Below are 15,522 nucleotides of genomic sequence, written 5' to 3' on the forward strand. Positions count from 1 at the left end.
GGCTAAGGCCATACTCAAACAGTCGCCACACTGACCATCAACGCGCCAGCCGAAGGCGCCCGAGGAGGTTCCATGAGCCAAATTTATCAGAAGCGCTCCACAGCCGAGTGGCAATCAATGGATGCCGGCCACTACATGCACCCATTCACCGACTTTAAAGATCAGATGGAGCGCGGCAGCCGGATTATCACCAAGGCAGATGGCCCCTATATCTATACGTCTGAAGGCCAGCAAATTCTCGATGGCATGTCGGGCCTGTGGTGCTGCAACCTAGGTTATGGCCAGCAAGAAATCGTCGATGCCGTGACCCAACAGCTGCAAGAACTGCCCTTTTACAACAGTTTTTTCCAGTGCGCACACCCGCCATCAATTGAACTGTCGGCCAAATTAGCCGAAGTAGCTGCACCGCACATGAACAACGTGTTCTACACAGGTTCAGGCAGTGAAGCGAACGATACGGTGATTCGCATGGTACACCGCTACTGGGATCTACTCGGTCAGCCAGAGCGCAAGATTTTCATCAGCCGCAACAACGCCTATCACGGTTCCACCATTGGGGGCGCCAGCCTCGGCGGCATGGGTGGCATGCACGGCCAATTTACCCGCCTGCCCTACGTTCATCACGTAGACCAGCCCTACTGGTTTGGCGAAGGCGGCGACATGAGCCCCGAAGAGTTCGGCCTGAAAGCGGCTCGCTCTATTGAAGCCAAGATCAAAGAGTTGGGTGCTAATAAAGTCGCTGCCTTCATCGGCGAACCCATTCAAGGTGCCGGCGGCGTGATAGTGCCACCCTCTACCTACTGGCCCGAAGTGAAGCGCATTTGCGATGAGTACGGCATTCTATTGATCACCGATGAAGTGATTTGTGGCTTCGGTCGCACCGGTCACTGGTTTGGCGCCGACTACTTCAACGTGCAATCCGATCTCATGCCTTTCGCCAAGGGCGTCACCAACGGCTACCAACCTTTGGGTGGCGTGATGGTCGGCGATCGCGTGGCCGGCGTGTTGAAGAGCCAAGGTGGTGAGTTTGCCCACGGTTTCACCTATTCCGGCCACCCAGCGGCCTGTGCTGCTGCACTAGCCACCATAAACATTCTCCAGCGCGATAAAATTTTGGAGCAAGTGCGCGACACCAAAGGCGCTTACTTACAACAAAAATTGGGCGCGCTAGCCGATCACCCCATTGTCGGCGAAGTACGCGGTGTCGGCTTTGTTGGCGCCATTGAACTGGTCGGCGATAAGGCCAAGCGCGCACGCTTTGACGACAACAGCAGTGCCGGTGCTCTTTGCCGCGCCGCCTGTATTGAAAGCGGCTTAGTCATGCGCGCCGTGGGCGACACCATGATTTTCGCGCCACCACTCACCATGACCAATGCACAAATTGACGAGATGGCAGACAAGGCCCGTAAAGCCCTAGACCTGACCGAGCAACGTTTAAAGAAATAACGCGGCATAAACATCGTCAGTAAAAAAGGGCGCTAAGGCGCCCTTTTTATTTTGCTTGAGCAGACAGTGCAAATCTGCCTAAGCATAAAAAACCGCAAAGCTATAACACCTTGACATTATTTCGTCACAGATCCGTCTTATACTAAAAAGAGCTTCCACAAATTATTATCTTTATGATAATACTGGAAGTGACATGTGTAGGACCTGCTGGCGCGGTGTCTTTTCAGCTCCAGTAGCGGCTACTCAGTTTGCCACGATGATCGGTATTTGGAGGCGTTTTATGGGAGTTGCCAGCAATCTTGCGCGTTTTTTGACGCAAAAAAAGGTACCTTTTGAGCTAGTTCCTCATCAATATGCTGAAGGTAGCGTAAACACCGCCCTCAGCGCGCACATACCCACCAATCAGCTCGCTAAGGCTGTGGTGTTCCGCGACGAAGATATGTACTACACAGTGGCCGTATTACCCGCCAGCTACAAAGTGAAACGCCACACCTTAAATTTAATATTCGATCGCCATCTCGAGCTTGCCGGCGAAGACGAATTAGAAGTGTTATTTGAAGATTGCGCACCGGGCGCTATTCCCATCTTGGGCCAAGCCTACGGTCTGCGTGTTATTTGGGACGACGCACTATCCGAACAAGAAGCCGTGTATATGGAGGCCGGCGATCACATGCATTTATTAAAGGTAAAACGCGAAGACTTTTTGGCGCTGATGGAAAACCATTTACACGAGCGGTTTTCTGGCGAACGGCAACGAGCAAAAACGGCGCGCTTATTACAGTACATTCGCTCAAAGGGTTACGACTGGACGGATTCAGAACCCGTCTACGCGCAAAACTAACGGCGCGTTTAAAAATCTACTTTGCCGCGGCCTTGCTTAATGGTCGCGCGAACGGTTTTTTGCTTTAACCGCCGCTCTTTGGCACCGCGACTCGGGCGTGTAGGCCGACGTTTTTTACGCACTTCACTCGCACTATCTATGAGCTCCTTCAACCGTTCTAACGCCGCCAGTTTATTTTTCACTTGCGTTCTGAACTCTTGGGCGCGCAATACTAAAACACCGTCTTTAGTTAAGCGCGAATCACCACTGGCTAAAATCGTCGCGCGCGCATGATCAGTGAGCAAGGCAGAGTTAACCACATCGAAACGCAGCTGCACGGCCGTGGCTACTTTATTGACATTCTGTCCACCATTGCCCTGCGAAAGAGTGAAACTGATCTCAACTTCGCGTTCCAATTTCTGCATAAAACTCAAGGGTATCATTGAACATCCCGCTACCACCGCCGACAAAATCAATGGGGTTCTTAACAAGTATTATCGCGCGACTTAGTGATCTGAAACACTAGAACGAACGCTGACGTTTGGCATAGTATACAGGCACAAGAACCAAGGACGCTAAAACCGATGTCAATTAAACTGATTTGGTCGTTTTTCTTGCTCGCGCTTATTGGCTGCACTGCAAAAGCGCCTTCTGCCCTCGGCACCTTGGAGAGAGATAGAGTGCTCCTCACCGCCACCGCAAACGAAATTATTGTTGAGCTTACATCCAAAGAAGGTCAATTTGTCAACACCGGTGAAGTGCTGGTCAAGCTCGACAACAAGCGCCAAACGGCTATAGTCGCTCGAGCACAAGCTGAGCAAGCAAAAGCCGAAGCCTATCTACTCAAGTTAACCAATGGCGAAAGGCCTGAAGACATTGCCTCGGCCCAAGCGGACGTAGAGCGCACGCGATCCGCGTTTGAGGAGGCGCGCAACAATTTCCATCGTCTCGATAAATTGGTTACCGAAAGGCTCATTAGCGTGTCGGAACGGGATGCAGCCAAGGCGCGTAAAGATGAAACTGAAGCCCGGCTGCATAGCAGTATCGAACAGTTAAATAAATTAATTAAAGGTGTGCGTCATGAAGATATTGTGCAGGCCCAAGCGGCACTGGCCGCAAGCCTAGCCGAATTACAACTACAAGAACAAATATTGAAAGATCTGACTGTGGTCGCCACGCGCGACGGTATTCTCGACAGCCTGCCCTACAATCTCGGCGAGCGCGTAAACCTAGGCGCTATTTTAGCGGCAATTCAAGCTGACAACGCACCCTTTGCCCGAGTTTATATTCCCGAACCTTTTCGAGTCAGCCTCGCGCTTGGTGATAAGCGACCGGTGCACATAGACGGTATCGAGCAACCTCTCATCGGCAAACTCCGGTGGATTGCAACTGAGCCTTCATTTACGCCCTACTACGCATTAAACGAAACCGATAGGGCGAGACTTATGTACCTAGCGGAGTTCGATCTGGTGGAAACCGATAGAGCCCTGCCCACCGGGATGCCAGTCAGTGTCGATTTGAGCGAATGATGAATGACAGAGGATAAGAATAACAAACCTTACGCCATCGAAACCCACGCCATGAGCAAACGCTTTGGCAGTCTCATCGCAGTGAACGAACTCAACCTCAATATTGAACGCGGTACTATCTACGGCTTTCTTGGCCCCAATGGCTGTGGTAAATCTACCGCCATTCGCATGCTAACCGGCTTACTTGCGCCGAGCGATGGCGACATCAACGTGCTGGGTTTAGATATTCCCAAAGAGGCAGAAGCGCTCCGTAAACGCATCGGCTATATGACGCAAAAGTTTTCCTTATACGAGGACCTGAGCGTTACCGAAAATTTACATTTTATGGCGGCTATTTATGGCCTGAGAAAACCCACGGCGCGCCAACGCGTTGATGTACTACTACAAGAATACGATTTGGAGGCGCAGGCAAAACAGCGCGCGGGCAGCATGAGCGGCGGCCAAAAACAGCGTCTAGCGCTCGCCGCCGCAACCGTGCATCAACCTGAATTGTTATTTCTCGATGAGCCAACCTCGGCAGTAGATCCGGAAAACCGTCGCGCCTTTTGGGAAAAGCTCTTCGATCTATGTGAAGCAAAGACCACCATTCTCGTTTCAACCCACTACATGGATGAGGCAGAGCGCTGTCACCAATTGGCCATTCTTGAGCGCGGAAAGCTAAAAACCGCAGGTAAGCCCGAATATCTAATGGAAAATATGGGTGTCACCCCCATCGAAATAGAATGCCCAAATTTACGCACACTCAAAACTCGGCTCCTTGCCAATCCAGAGATCAAATCTGCCGCGCAACTCGGGCTCAGGTTACGGGTTTTGGTGGATCAACGCATAAGCAACCCAGAGCAATGGCTCGAGCAATTGATGCCCGCCAATAGCCACGCCACACTCAAAACCGTTCGCCCAAACTTAGAAGACGTTTTTGTTATGGCAACACGAGGCGAGAAGCGATGATGTTTTTAGGTCGAATTTTTGCCATAGCACAGAAAGAAACCAAACAACTGTTACGCGATCGCATCACCTTTGGCATGGTGGTGATGATCCCCCTCATCCAATTGCTACTTTTTGGTTATGCCATCAACACCAACGTTAGATTAATTCCCGTCGCCGTTGTCGATCAAAGCAATTCCACCATTGGTCGAATTATCGTAGAGGATATAAAAGCCACAGAAGTCGTTAACGTCGTAGACTTTTATACATCGATACAGGAAGCAGAGCAGGCCATCACCGAAGGACGCGTGCGCGCGGCATTAATACTACCCAGTGATTTAGCCCATCGAATTGCGCACCAGCAAACCGCCGGTCAATGGCTAGTGGATGGTTCTGACACTATGGTCAGCAGCGCTTTACTACAGCTGAGAAACATGCCGCTACCGGCGCCGAAAAATCAAGCGACCAAAGCAAAGCCGCAGTTCGAAGTAGCCTTGTATTTTAACCCCGAACGGCGCTCAGCGGTCAATATTGTGCCGGGATTACTGGGCATCATACTCACCATGACCATGATTTTATTTACCTCAGCCGCCATCGTGCGAGAGCGAGAACGCGGTAATTTAGAGCTTCTCATCACCACGCCGGTGAAGCCATTGGAGTTGATGATCGCGAAAATATTGCCCTATATTTTGGTGGGATTCATTCAAGTCGCGATTATCTTAGGCTTAGGTCATAGCATTTTTGACGTGCCGATAAATGGGTCAATATTGCAAATTGGCCTCGGCACGCTGGTATTTATTTGCGCCAGTCTCACGCTCGGTCTGCTCATATCGACTATCGCCAACACCCAACTCCAAGCCATGCAACTCACGGTTTTTGTACTGCTACCTTCTATTTTACTGTCTGGCTTTATGTTCCCCTACGAAGCCATGCCCGTGGCTGCACAATGGATAGCGGAAACACTACCGGCAACCCACTTTATGCGCATGATTCGCGGTATTGTGCTGCGCGGTGGCGACTTATTGGATCTATGGCGCGATACGCTTTGGCTATTGGGCTTCACCGTAGTAGGTGTGATTTTGGCATCGATGCGATTTAAGAAGAATTTGGATTGAAAAGGCTTGGTAGTTTACAGGACAAGGCGTTTACAGTTTACAGGACAAGCGAAAGCCAAACACCACACCAACGACGCAAGCTATTGCTATTGCTCTTCCTGTCAACTGTTAACTGTAAACTCCTTGTCCTTAATGCATTAGGTCTTCGGCAAGGTCACACCGCGCTGTCCTTGGTATTTACCGCCGCGATCTTTGTATGAGGTGTCACACACTTCATCGGATTCGAAAAACAGCATCTGCGCCACGCCTTCGTTGGCGTAAATTTTGGCTGGTAACGGCGTGGTGTTAGAAAATTCGAGGGTTACGTGCCCTTCCCACTCAGGCTCGAGCGGCGTCACGTTAACAATAATACCGCAGCGCGCGTAGGTGGACTTACCCAAGCACACGGTCAGTACATTGCGCGGGATGCGGAAATATTCCACCGTGCGTGCAAGTGCGAATGAGTTCGGTGGGATGATGCACACGTCGCTGGTGATGTCGACAAAACTATTTTCGTCGAAGTTCTTTGGATCGACGATAGTCGAATGCACATTGGTAAAAATCTTAAACTCGTTTGCGCAACGTACGTCGTAACCGTAAGACGAAGTACCGTAGGAAACAATGCGATTGCCATCGGCCGAGTGGCGAACTTGACCTGGCTCAAAAGGTTCGATCATGCCCTGTTCTGCGGCCATGCGGCGCATCCACTTATCTGACTTAATGCTCATGCTACTCTTTGCCTTGTGTCTTGCGTGATGGGTGGGCGACGGGGGTCGCACGGGGTGGGTATGATAGCGGTTTTCACTGAAAATGGGGAGAAGCTAGCGCCACACGTCCTATACCCATACCTATAAATTACCCAGGAGGCTAGACCCTATGTGTTCTCCAATGTCCAAGCAATTTTTTATTGCACTGATTAGCTTATTATTACTGGCAGGCTGCGATAAAGCGCCAACGGCCGCACAACCCGCCCCCAACGTCAACACTGGCACAGCTTTACAGCAAATATTTCACGACTACCAAGAGGCCAGCTTCAAGCTCAACCCACTACAAGCAACCTTCCAAAGCGATGCTCGTTATAACGATGTATTGGGAGACTACCTGAGTGACGACTATCTGGCACAATCTGAGGCGCTAGAGGCAAACACCCTCAAAGCCCTCAACCTGCTCGACCGGGAGCAACTGTCTGAGCAAGACCAGCTTAGCTACGATATATTCAGTTACGATCGCAAGCTGGCGCTGAACGACCACCAACAAGGCTTTGCCAGACTCGCAACCTACCTGCCTATTAGTCAGTTTTACAGCTTTCATAGCACCGTCGCAAAGCTTGGCTCGGGCGCCTCTGCACAGCCGTTCAACACCACGGCCGATTACGACATATGGCTGAAACGGGTCGCCGGCTTCACCCCTTGGGTCGACACCGCCATTGCCCGCATGCGCGAAGGTATGGCCAACGGTGTGGTGCAGCCGCGCATAGTGGTCGAGCGGATGATTCCGCAATTAGCCGCCATGTTGGTTAACACCCCGCAGGAAAGCTTGTTCTACAAACCCATTACCGACATGCCCGCGTCCTTCAACGCTGAGGACAACGCCCGCTTAACCAAAGCCTACGAAACCGCCATTACCACGCAAATTATCCCCGCCTATAAAAAACTGCACGATTTCGTGGCCGGCGACTACCTTGCCAATGCGCGCGAAACCGTTGGCTTGGGGCAGGTACCCGGCGGTCAAGCTTGGTATCAATCGCGAGCCAAATACCACACCACCACCGACCTCAGCACAGACCAAATCCATCAACTCGGCGCTGCCGAAGTTGCACGTATTCGCGCCGAAATGGAAGCGGTGATGCAAACCCTGAAATTTCAGGGTACTTTGCAAGACTTCTTTCACTTTTTAAAAACAGACCCGCAGTTTCAACCAGAATCTGAAACAGAAATATTAGCGGCCTATGAAGCGCTACGGGTCAAAATAGATGCCGCGCTGCCCAAACTTTTTGACATAGCCCCGAAAGCGCCCTACGTGATTAAGCCCATCGAAGCCTTCCGCGCTGCGTCCCAGGCAGCAGCCGAATACAATTCGCCGGCACCCGATGGCAGCAGACCCGGTATTTTTTACGTCAATACCTATGACCTGCCCGCTCGCCCCACCTACATGCGTGAAATGCTCTCTATTCACGAGGCGGCTCCTGGCCATCACTTCCAAATAGCCCTTGCCCAAGAACAGACACAACTGCCAGACTTTCGCCGCTTTGACGGCCCAAACGCCTATGTTGAAGGTTGGGGCCTATACACCGAAAGCCTCGGCAAAGACTTAGGCCTGTATACCGATCCCTACCAATACTTCGGCTCATTAACCGCGGATATGTGGCGCGCCTGTCGGTTAGTGGTTGATACCGGCATGCACGCGCAAGGCTGGAGCCGCGAGCAAGCCATCACATTTATGCAGGAAAATCTGGCCCTTTCAGATACCGACATCGTGGCCGAGGTGGAACGCTACATCGCTTATCACGGGCAAGCCTTGTCGTACAAAATTGGCCAACTCAAACTACTAGAATTGCGCGCTCGCGCACAGGAACAACTGGGCGAAAAATTTGATATTAAAGCCTTCCACCGTCAAATCTTAATCGACGGCGCCATGCCCTTGGCAATCCTCGAAGCAAAAGTTAACCGCTGGATTACATCGCAAACCGAGGCCCAATAGCAGGCCTTTACTGATTTACAGGGAAAGCAACCGCCACTGCTTTTCCTGTAAACTACCGCTTCAATGTTAAGAGTTGGCCCCATGCCCTTACCGGAACACCACTTTATACATCGCGCCAATTGGCTCCGCGCTGCCGTGCTCGGTGCTAATGACGGCATCGTCTCTACCGCCAGCCTATTAATCGGTGTCGCCGCCGCGGGCGCCAATTCGCAAACCCTCGTGATAACCGGCATCGCGGCCACAGTAGCGGGCGCGCTATCCATGGCTGCAGGAGAATACGTATCAGTAAGCTCCCAAGCCGACACCGAAAAAGCAGACCTTGCGCGCGAGAAACTTTCGCTGAAAGAAAACCGCGACAGTGAATTGCTCGAACTGGCTGAAATCTATCAAGCGCGCGGTCTGTCACCCGAACTTGCTAACACAGTTGCCGAACAATTGATGGCGCACAATGCGTTAGAGGCGCATGCGCGCGACGAGCTCGGCATTTCCCACGTTACCGATACCAATCCCTTGCAGGCAGCTTGGTCATCGGCTCTCGCATTTAGTGCCGGCAGCGCACTGCCACTCGTAACCGTATGGACGGCGCCAAGTCATGTGATGATCTGGCTTGCGGTTGCGTCGCTCACGGCGTTGACGCTATTAGGTTGGTCAGCCGCGAAAAGCGGCGGTGCAAAACCTCTGCGCGCCGTGGGACGCGTCCTGTTTTGGGGCTGTTTTGCCATGGCGGCGACTGCGGCTATCGGGCAACTTTTTAATATCAATCTTTCGTAATCAACGACCTAATAAAAAGGACTCACCATGTTAATCAGCAACATTGAAGTTATACCAGGCAAGCGCATTACCAAACACCTAGGGATGGTTCAAGGCAATACCGTGCGTGCGAAACATGCCGGGCGGGATATCATGGCCGGCCTAAAAAATATCTTCGGTGGCGAACTGAAGGGCTATACCGAACTACTCACCGAAGCCCGCGAGGAAGCTGTATCGCGCATGGTGCAACAAGCTGAAGCGGTTGGCGCCAACGCCGTGATCAACGTTCGCTTTTCCACCTCATCTGTAGCCGCCGGTGCCGCCGAATTATTTGCCTATGGCACCGCGGTTTTTATGGAGTAACCCATGGAACAACTTATAGTTTTTTTGGTTCTTCTATTACTGGGTTACTTTTTCGGTCGCGCAGCAGAAAAAAAGCATTTTGCCTCCATCCTTACACGCGAAGCAGAATTGAAAAATGTATTGCTTTTTAGTATGCGCCTACCCCCGGTGGGTTTTGGTCCATCCACTACTCAGCTTGTGGGCGGCAATGTCGTTGTTTCCATCGATTATTTCAAACGGATAGCAGCGGCCTTGCGCAATCTACTGGGTGGCAGAGTTACTGCTTATGAATCCTTGCTGGAAAGGGCTAGACGGGAGGCGATCTTGCGCATGAAGCAGCAGGCAAAAGACCTGGGTGCCACCCAGGTCATCAACGTAAAACTAGAAACTGCGTCCATCTACCAAGGTCAGCAACAACAGATTGGCTCAGTAGAAGTCTATGCCTACGGTACAGCACTGGTGCCAAACGGTTAGTTTTTGTGACCCATTTTTGTTAAGGCGATTTATGCAATGACCGAATACTCCAATCCACAAATCCCCGAAGGGATTAATGTTAGTAGCGAACATCCCTTGAAGGAATTTGCGACTATGGCGTTGGCTGTCGGTCTGATGATGATGGTCATTATCTTATTGTTATCCTTTGCCGCTCAGTATGTCGTGCGCTACGTGCCATTCTCGGTTGAGCAAAATTTAACGAAAAATATTAACCAGCTAGATATCGATCAAGCGTTTATAGGCGATGAACAAGTACTGGATCAATCCCACAAGCAAAGCATAGAAAGCTACCTACAAACCTTAGCAAACCAACTCATCGCCAGCCGCAAAGCGCCCTACCCTGTCATTGTTCACTACATCGAGAGCGATCAGGTCAACGCCTTTGCGACCCTGGGTGGGCACCTGTTTTTTACCCGCGCATTGCTGGAAAAAATGCCCGATGAAAACACCTTGGCTATGGTGATGGGTCACGAAATAGCGCACATCTCCCATCGCGACCCCATGGTTGCGCTGGGCAGAGGCTTAACCCTCGCCATTGCCGCCGCCAGCGTATTTGGTGCAGGTGATGGTGTGTTAGCGCAAAGCCTAGTGGGTCAGGCCAACCTATTAACACAACTGAATTTTAGCCGCGGCGCCGAGATGGATGCCGACCAAGAGGCGCTTAACACCTTAATGGATCACTACGGCCACCTTCATGGCGCAGATACGTTATTTACCCTTTTACGCGAATCGCGAGAGGGCGAAGAACCGTTCAAATGGTTCAGCACACACCCTCTGACCGAGGATAGGTTACGAGCCGTTGCAGAATTCTCCGCACACGACTCAGGCCAGCACAAAAACCCCAGGCCAACCCCTCTGCCGGCATTTATTACAGCACTAAAGAAAAGCCAATAACCGCCGCAACAACCGACGTCTTAAAAACTTATACCTTAATTCGGCGCACGCGAAACGACCGCCCTTTCAGCTTGCCTTGCTCTAGTTGCGTCAGCGCTTTCTTCCATTCGTTACGCGCCACCGCCACGTAAGCCCACTGATCGTAGACTTGAATTTTACCAATATCTTCAAACGCCAGTTGATCATTGCGGGTCAGCGCGCCAACGATATCGCCGGGGCGCAGCTTCTGTTTTTTACCGCCGTCAATTTGCAGAGTCACCATGGCAGGTTCAGGTAAATAGGCGCGTCGCGCTTCGGGTAGCGCTTCTATCGCGGGCAATTCACCCACCAGTTCGGCGAGTTTTTCTAATTTAAAATCTTCGCGATCACTCAATAAACTCACAGCAACACCGCTCGCACCAGCGCGACCCGTGCGGCCTATGCGATGCACGTGCACTTCGCTATCGCGCGAGAGGTGATAATTGATCACTAAATCTAACGCTTCAATATCCAAGCCACGGGCGGCGACATCGGTGGCCACTAACACGCTGGCACTTTTATTGGAAAAACACACCAACACTTGGTCGCGCTGTTTCTGCTCTAAGTCGCCGTGAATGGCTAAGGCTTGCATGCCTTCCTGACGTAAATACTCGGCAATTTCTTCCGTTTCGCGTTTGGTATTACAAAACACCACGGCCGATTCAGGGCCGAAATGTAAAATCACCTGCGCCACCGCCGCCAAGCGCTGATCATTATGGGCCACACGGTAAAAATGTTGTTCGATACTGGAGGCTTCGTGCTTCGCCTCCACCTTCACCATCAGTGGGTTTTGCATGACCCGGGAGGTCAATGCCTCAATGGCATTGGGGAAGGTAGCGGAAAATAACAGCGTTTGGCGCTCGGCTGGAACCTGTTCAACAATGGCATCCAAACTTGCCTGAAAACCCATATCCAACATGCGATCGGCTTCATCCAGCACCAAGGTATCCACGTGCTCAAGCACCAAGGTGCCCTTGCGAACATGCTCTTCAATGCGTCCAGGCGTACCGACAATAATGTGCGCACCGTGCTCTAACGACCCCAACTGCGGACCAAAGGGCATACCGCCGCACAGGGTTAATATTTTAATATTGTGAATCGCACGCGCCAGCTTTCTCAACTCGCGCGCCACTTGATCAGCTAACTCGCGGGTTGGGCACATCACCAAGGTTTGCACGCGAAAGCGCTCAACTTGCAACTTATGCAAAACACCCAAACCAAAGGCCGCGGTTTTGCCCGACCCGGTTTTTGCTTGGGCGATGACATCGCGGCCTTCAATAATGGGCGGTAATGCCGCTGCTTGAATTTCCGTCAGCTGGCTGTAGCCCATGTCAGCGAGGTTGCTGAGCAGAGCAGGCGCTAGTGGTAATGAGTCAAAAGACAAGGATGGTGCGTTAGACAAAAGGTGCCCCCGAGGACTGTAGATAGCTGACGCACTAGTCTACAGGAATTTCCTCAGGGGCATGAGCAACCACGGCTAACTTAGCCAGAAACAGGCCAATAAGCGGTTTAAGGCCTAGCCATTAAGACCTTGGCTCCCACAAGGTGGCCATCTGCTCGAGGCTTCGGCCCTTTGTCTCTGGCACCCAACGCCAGACAAACAACAGGGTCAACAGGCAGAAAAACGCAAACAGTAAGTAAGGTAATGTGCCGTTAAAAACGGTGCTATTTAAGGCGTGCTCATTGATCAAGGGAAAGCTGTGCGCGACAAAAGCATTAAACAACCATTGCGCTGCCACAGCGATAGATAAACATTGTGCACGCACCGCATTGGGAAATATCTCCGATAACATGACCCACACCACCGGGCCCATGGACAACGCGAAGGCACCAATAAAGGTCAACACACCCACCAGTGAAATCACACCCACGCGCTCGGCCAATAACGTTGCCGCTAATACCAGCAACCCCAGCATCATGCCGAGCGTGCCCAACATCAACAGCGGCTTGCGGCCCAGGCGATCGACAGTGAAGATGGCAACAAAGGTAAACACTAAGTTCACCGCCCCCAGCCACAACTGTTGTTTCAATGCATCTTCGGCACCGTAACCCAATGCATTACTAAAAATTTCAGCGCCATAATATAAAATCGCGTTGATACCGGTTATTTGCTGAAAGATGGACAACAATACCCCAACCATCAAAGCATAACGCAGCGGCCCCCTCTGCCAGCACAAGGTGAAAAGCTCGCGCCACGTTAAAGACTTAGATCCCGCAATATCAGCCTCAATCGCCAACAGTTCCCGCGCCGCTAACACCTCATTGCCACACAGTTTTTGCAAACCCGCTTTAGCCGCCGTTCGGCGACCGGCCATAACTAACCAACGCGGACTTTCTGGTACGGAAAATAACAAGAGAAAAAATGCAACCGCAATGGGAAGCTCAGACCACAACATCCAGCGCCAGCCGCTCTCCACATTGTAGTGATGTAGCGCATCAAGTTGCTGAGCGCTGAGGTCGGCCGTTTGCCCGCCGCCAATCAGGTAGCTGGCCAGAAACACCACGAAAAAACCAATCACAACGGCCAATTGATATAAAGACACCATACGACCGCGTAAATGGGCCGGCGAAATTTCGGCAATGTACATCGGCGCTGCCATAGAGGCCATACCAACACCCAGGCCGCCAATCCAGCGGAACAAAGCGAGCGCCGTTAAATTATCGGCGGCGCCTGAACCGAAAGCCGATACCACAAATAACAACGCAGACGCCAACAGCGTTAATTTTCTGCCCCATTGTTTTGTACAGAATCCCGCGACCAAGGCACCGAGCAAGCAGCCATAGAGTGCACTACCCACAGCCCAGCCCTGCTCGGCCGGCGTAAATGCAAAATATTCGGTAAAGTACATCTGGCTACCGCTAATCACTCCAGTATCGTAACCGAACAACAAACCGGCCAACGCCACCACCAGCGTATTTTTGATCAACTGCCCCAAGGGCATGGGTAGCGACGAAGCATGCATATCAGGCACCGACGTCGACATAGCGGGGGTTAAGGAATCGGACATTATTATTTACACCTCGTTACAAATGATAAGCATATTTGCGGTTAATCGGCCCTTGTTCACACGGGAAGAATAATTCACGGCATTATTCAACACCCCAGAATGCAAACAGTTACTCGGGTAAATAATGGCTCGATTAAACATCGGCTCGACGTAATCGGTAGCGTCAAAAAAGACGTTGTCACGGCCCATATAGCGGCCAAACAGACCTTTGCCTGCGCCAACAGCCTCGGCTTTCAGCACCGGCGCGTACTCAGGTAATCGCGTGCGCGTGATGCGCTCAAACCCGGTGCTAACATGGCGATAAAAACCCGTCCCCCCTAGGTCGCCCTTAAATAAATACAACACCATGGCCAATTGATCATTGCGGACGTCATCAAAATGCGGCAAGGATTGAATCGGTCGCAACTGTTCCTTTTTCACACACGCAAGCGACAAACAGGTGATCAATGGCTTAAACGCAACATCTCCTTTTTGGGAAAAATATTCGTGAAGCAAGGGGGTGAGTTGTTGCAGCAAGCCCCGGCCAAATTCGTCGGGTAACGGACAGCGCAGTCCAGGATAAAAACTCGCTTTATCCTGCTGAAATACGGGGTGCAAATTTTCAGCGCCTTTCCCAGTTCCCGGTTCGGAAAATTTTGCGAATTCAACCAAGCTGTCGGGATCGGCTAGACAATCGTCGATGACCAGTAGCGGACTAAGCTCCCGACCTATCTGCCTATAGCTAACGCTAACATTTGAACTCAATGCCGGCGCTTCGAGTGTAAACACTAGGCAACCTCGGCGCATTGCAATTGATTTTTCCTTTGCACCAAGGCATAAATATGGCCGTGTGAAGCGAGCAAGGTGTAAATCAACGATAAATCACCAGCCTGCTGCAGCGCCATGAGTTGCTCACTCGGTAGCTGACTTAATTTTCGCTCATCAATACCATACAAACCGGCTAGCTTGTACGCTTTGTTTTCCGCATCCGTGATGTCGAGCTGCAGAGGAGAAAGTAACGCGAGCGACTCAAGCCGTTGTAAAAACGCCTGGGTTGGCTTCTCCCCATTAACCAATTCAGCCAAGGCAGATTTCGCCCGATCCAAGCATTGGCTATCCTCGCCGTTATGGAATAGAAGCTCGCCCAGGTCTGAACCTAGCGCCGGGTGGTCGGCATGAAAGCAGACCAACCAATTGTCGCCCTCTTGCCCTACATGAAAAGGTTGCCGACGAATCTGCGCGGGCCAATAGTGGCCTTGCCATTGAGCGTCGTTTAAAAAGAGATTTTCGTCTTTATCTAAGCCCATTAACACACTACAGCCAAATTGGCCCGTATCAACTTGCTTAACAATCACAATGGGAAAATGTATCACCAACTTTAAAAATTCACTCACCACCACGGGCACCAATGGCTGAGCACGCATCGCTAATTTTGCTTTACTTGCATCAAGCTTGAGGTGATGATGGATTTTATTATCCAGCACAGTAAATGGTTTCATAAATCACTCGCTTTTTAAATTTTA

Annotated in this window: 16 protein-coding genes; 10 read left to right on the plus strand and 6 right to left on the minus strand. The window is 51.3% G+C overall.

What is annotated here, in order from left to right; genetic code table 11:
- Positions 1–72: 72 nt before the first annotated feature.
- A complete protein-coding gene (locus ACGHTT_RS13880; RefSeq protein WP_390591380.1) occupies positions 73–1,446 on the plus strand; it encodes an aspartate aminotransferase family protein in 1,374 nt (457 codons plus the stop codon).
- A gap of 280 nt (positions 1,447–1,726) precedes the next feature.
- Positions 1,727–2,287 (plus strand): aminoacyl-tRNA deacylase, encoded by a 561-nt coding sequence (locus tag ACGHTT_RS13885; RefSeq protein WP_390591381.1) that lies wholly within the window; start codon positions 1,727–1,729, stop codon positions 2,285–2,287.
- Positions 2,288–2,295: 8 nt separating this feature from the next.
- Here the strand turns inward: ACGHTT_RS13885 and arfB are convergent, their stop codons facing one another.
- Entirely contained in the window at positions 2,296–2,691 is a 396-nt protein-coding gene (gene arfB / locus ACGHTT_RS13890) for an alternative ribosome rescue aminoacyl-tRNA hydrolase ArfB (RefSeq protein WP_390591382.1), read from the minus strand.
- 159 nt (positions 2,692–2,850) lie between these two features.
- On the opposite strand from arfB, the gene ACGHTT_RS13895 reads away from it, so the two are divergent.
- Genes ACGHTT_RS13895 through ACGHTT_RS13905 form a run of 3 tightly spaced genes read left to right on the plus strand, consistent with a single transcriptional unit; the run spans position 2,851 to position 5,834 of the window.
- Entirely contained in the window at positions 2,851–3,795 is a 945-nt protein-coding gene (locus ACGHTT_RS13895; RefSeq protein ID WP_390591383.1) for an HlyD family secretion protein, read from the plus strand.
- Between the two features lie 3 nt (positions 3,796–3,798).
- Positions 3,799–4,743: an ABC transporter ATP-binding protein gene (locus ACGHTT_RS13900; protein ID WP_390591385.1), complete on the plus strand. Its 945-nt coding sequence runs from the start codon at positions 3,799–3,801 to the stop codon at positions 4,741–4,743.
- Positions 4,740–5,834 (plus strand): ABC transporter permease, encoded by a 1,095-nt coding sequence (locus ACGHTT_RS13905; RefSeq protein WP_390591386.1) that lies wholly within the window; start codon positions 4,740–4,742, stop codon positions 5,832–5,834. Before ACGHTT_RS13900 ends, ACGHTT_RS13905 begins: the two co-directional genes overlap by 4 nt.
- A 137-nt stretch (positions 5,835–5,971) precedes the next feature.
- On the opposite strand, the gene dcd is transcribed toward ACGHTT_RS13905, so the two are convergent.
- Positions 5,972–6,541, minus strand: a complete 570-nt coding sequence (gene dcd, locus ACGHTT_RS13910; RefSeq protein ID WP_390591388.1) for a dCTP deaminase — start codon at positions 6,539–6,541, stop codon at positions 5,972–5,974.
- A 160-nt stretch (positions 6,542–6,701) separates the two neighbouring features.
- Here dcd and ACGHTT_RS13915 point away from each other — a divergent pair, with 160 nt between their 5' ends.
- From ACGHTT_RS13915 to ACGHTT_RS13935, 5 genes are all read left to right on the plus strand, one after another.
- A complete protein-coding gene (locus ACGHTT_RS13915) occupies positions 6,702–8,513 on the plus strand; it encodes a DUF885 domain-containing protein (protein WP_390591390.1) in 1,812 nt (603 codons plus the stop codon).
- An 81-nt stretch (positions 8,514–8,594) separates the two neighbouring features.
- A complete protein-coding gene (locus ACGHTT_RS13920) occupies positions 8,595–9,284 on the plus strand; it encodes a VIT family protein (RefSeq protein WP_390591391.1) in 690 nt (229 codons plus the stop codon).
- Positions 9,285–9,311: 27 nt separating this feature from the next.
- Positions 9,312–9,626 (plus strand): YbjQ family protein, encoded by a 315-nt coding sequence (locus ACGHTT_RS13925; protein ID WP_290265185.1) that lies wholly within the window; start codon positions 9,312–9,314, stop codon positions 9,624–9,626.
- A gap of 3 nt (positions 9,627–9,629) precedes the next feature.
- On the plus strand, positions 9,630–10,079 hold the full coding sequence (locus tag ACGHTT_RS13930; RefSeq protein WP_390591393.1) for a YbjQ family protein: 450 nt from the start codon (positions 9,630–9,632) through the stop codon (positions 10,077–10,079).
- A 36-nt stretch (positions 10,080–10,115) separates the two neighbouring features.
- Positions 10,116–10,994: a M48 family metallopeptidase gene (locus tag ACGHTT_RS13935; protein ID WP_390591394.1), complete on the plus strand. Its 879-nt coding sequence runs from the start codon at positions 10,116–10,118 to the stop codon at positions 10,992–10,994.
- A gap of 28 nt (positions 10,995–11,022) precedes the next feature.
- Here the strand turns inward: ACGHTT_RS13935 and dbpA are convergent, their stop codons facing one another.
- The 4 genes from dbpA to ACGHTT_RS13955 all read right to left on the minus strand — a co-directional run bounded on the left by dbpA (position 11,023) and on the right by ACGHTT_RS13955 (position 15,498).
- The gene (dbpA, locus tag ACGHTT_RS13940) at positions 11,023–12,414 is read right to left on the minus strand and encodes an ATP-dependent RNA helicase DbpA (protein WP_390591396.1); all 1,392 of its coding nucleotides are present in this window, start codon (positions 12,412–12,414) and stop codon (positions 11,023–11,025) included.
- A gap of 121 nt (positions 12,415–12,535) precedes the next feature.
- Positions 12,536–14,020 carry a sugar porter family MFS transporter gene (locus ACGHTT_RS13945; RefSeq protein ID WP_390591397.1) on the minus strand — a complete coding sequence of 495 codons (1,485 nt, stop codon included), beginning with the start codon at positions 14,018–14,020 and terminating at the stop codon, positions 12,536–12,538.
- A 6-nt stretch (positions 14,021–14,026) separates the two neighbouring features.
- The gene (locus ACGHTT_RS13950; protein WP_390591398.1) at positions 14,027–14,788 is read right to left on the minus strand and encodes a DUF6445 family protein; all 762 of its coding nucleotides are present in this window, start codon (positions 14,786–14,788) and stop codon (positions 14,027–14,029) included.
- Positions 14,788–15,498, minus strand: coding sequence for a SapC family protein (locus ACGHTT_RS13955; RefSeq protein WP_390591400.1), 711 nt, complete (start codon positions 15,496–15,498; stop codon positions 14,788–14,790). Before ACGHTT_RS13955 ends, ACGHTT_RS13950 begins: the two co-directional genes overlap by 1 nt.
- Between the last annotated feature and the right edge of the window lie 24 nt (positions 15,499–15,522).

The sequence above is a fragment of the Simiduia litorea genome (assembly GCF_042853465.1).
GTDB lineage: Bacteria > Pseudomonadota > Gammaproteobacteria > Pseudomonadales > Cellvibrionaceae > Simiduia > Simiduia litorea.

What these genes read in the sequence shown, in the direction of transcription:
- ACGHTT_RS13880 (WP_390591380.1), top strand. Translation starts at nt 73, where the DNA reads ATGAGCCAAATTTATCAGAAGCGCTCCACAGCCGAGTGGCAATCAATG.
- ACGHTT_RS13885 (WP_390591381.1), top strand. Translation starts at nt 1,727, where the DNA reads ATGGGAGTTGCCAGCAATCTTGCGCGTTTTTTGACGCAAAAAAAGGTA.
- arfB (WP_390591382.1), bottom strand. Translation starts at nt 2,691, where the DNA reads ATGCAGAAATTGGAACGCGAAGTTGAGATCAGTTTCACTCTTTCGCAG.
- ACGHTT_RS13895 (WP_390591383.1), top strand. Translation starts at nt 2,851, where the DNA reads ATGTCAATTAAACTGATTTGGTCGTTTTTCTTGCTCGCGCTTATTGGC.
- ACGHTT_RS13900 (WP_390591385.1), top strand. Translation starts at nt 3,799, where the DNA reads ATGACAGAGGATAAGAATAACAAACCTTACGCCATCGAAACCCACGCC.
- ACGHTT_RS13905 (WP_390591386.1), top strand. Translation starts at nt 4,740, where the DNA reads ATGATGTTTTTAGGTCGAATTTTTGCCATAGCACAGAAAGAAACCAAA.
- dcd (WP_390591388.1), bottom strand. Translation starts at nt 6,541, where the DNA reads ATGAGCATTAAGTCAGATAAGTGGATGCGCCGCATGGCCGCAGAACAG.
- ACGHTT_RS13915 (WP_390591390.1), top strand. Translation starts at nt 6,702, where the DNA reads ATGTCCAAGCAATTTTTTATTGCACTGATTAGCTTATTATTACTGGCA.
- ACGHTT_RS13920 (WP_390591391.1), top strand. Translation starts at nt 8,595, where the DNA reads ATGCCCTTACCGGAACACCACTTTATACATCGCGCCAATTGGCTCCGC.
- ACGHTT_RS13925 (WP_290265185.1), top strand. Translation starts at nt 9,312, where the DNA reads ATGTTAATCAGCAACATTGAAGTTATACCAGGCAAGCGCATTACCAAA.
- ACGHTT_RS13930 (WP_390591393.1), top strand. Translation starts at nt 9,630, where the DNA reads ATGGAACAACTTATAGTTTTTTTGGTTCTTCTATTACTGGGTTACTTT.
- ACGHTT_RS13935 (WP_390591394.1), top strand. Translation starts at nt 10,116, where the DNA reads ATGACCGAATACTCCAATCCACAAATCCCCGAAGGGATTAATGTTAGT.
- ACGHTT_RS13945 (WP_390591397.1), bottom strand. Translation starts at nt 14,020, where the DNA reads ATGTCCGATTCCTTAACCCCCGCTATGTCGACGTCGGTGCCTGATATG.
- ACGHTT_RS13955 (WP_390591400.1), bottom strand. Translation starts at nt 15,498, where the DNA reads ATGAAACCATTTACTGTGCTGGATAATAAAATCCATCATCACCTCAAG.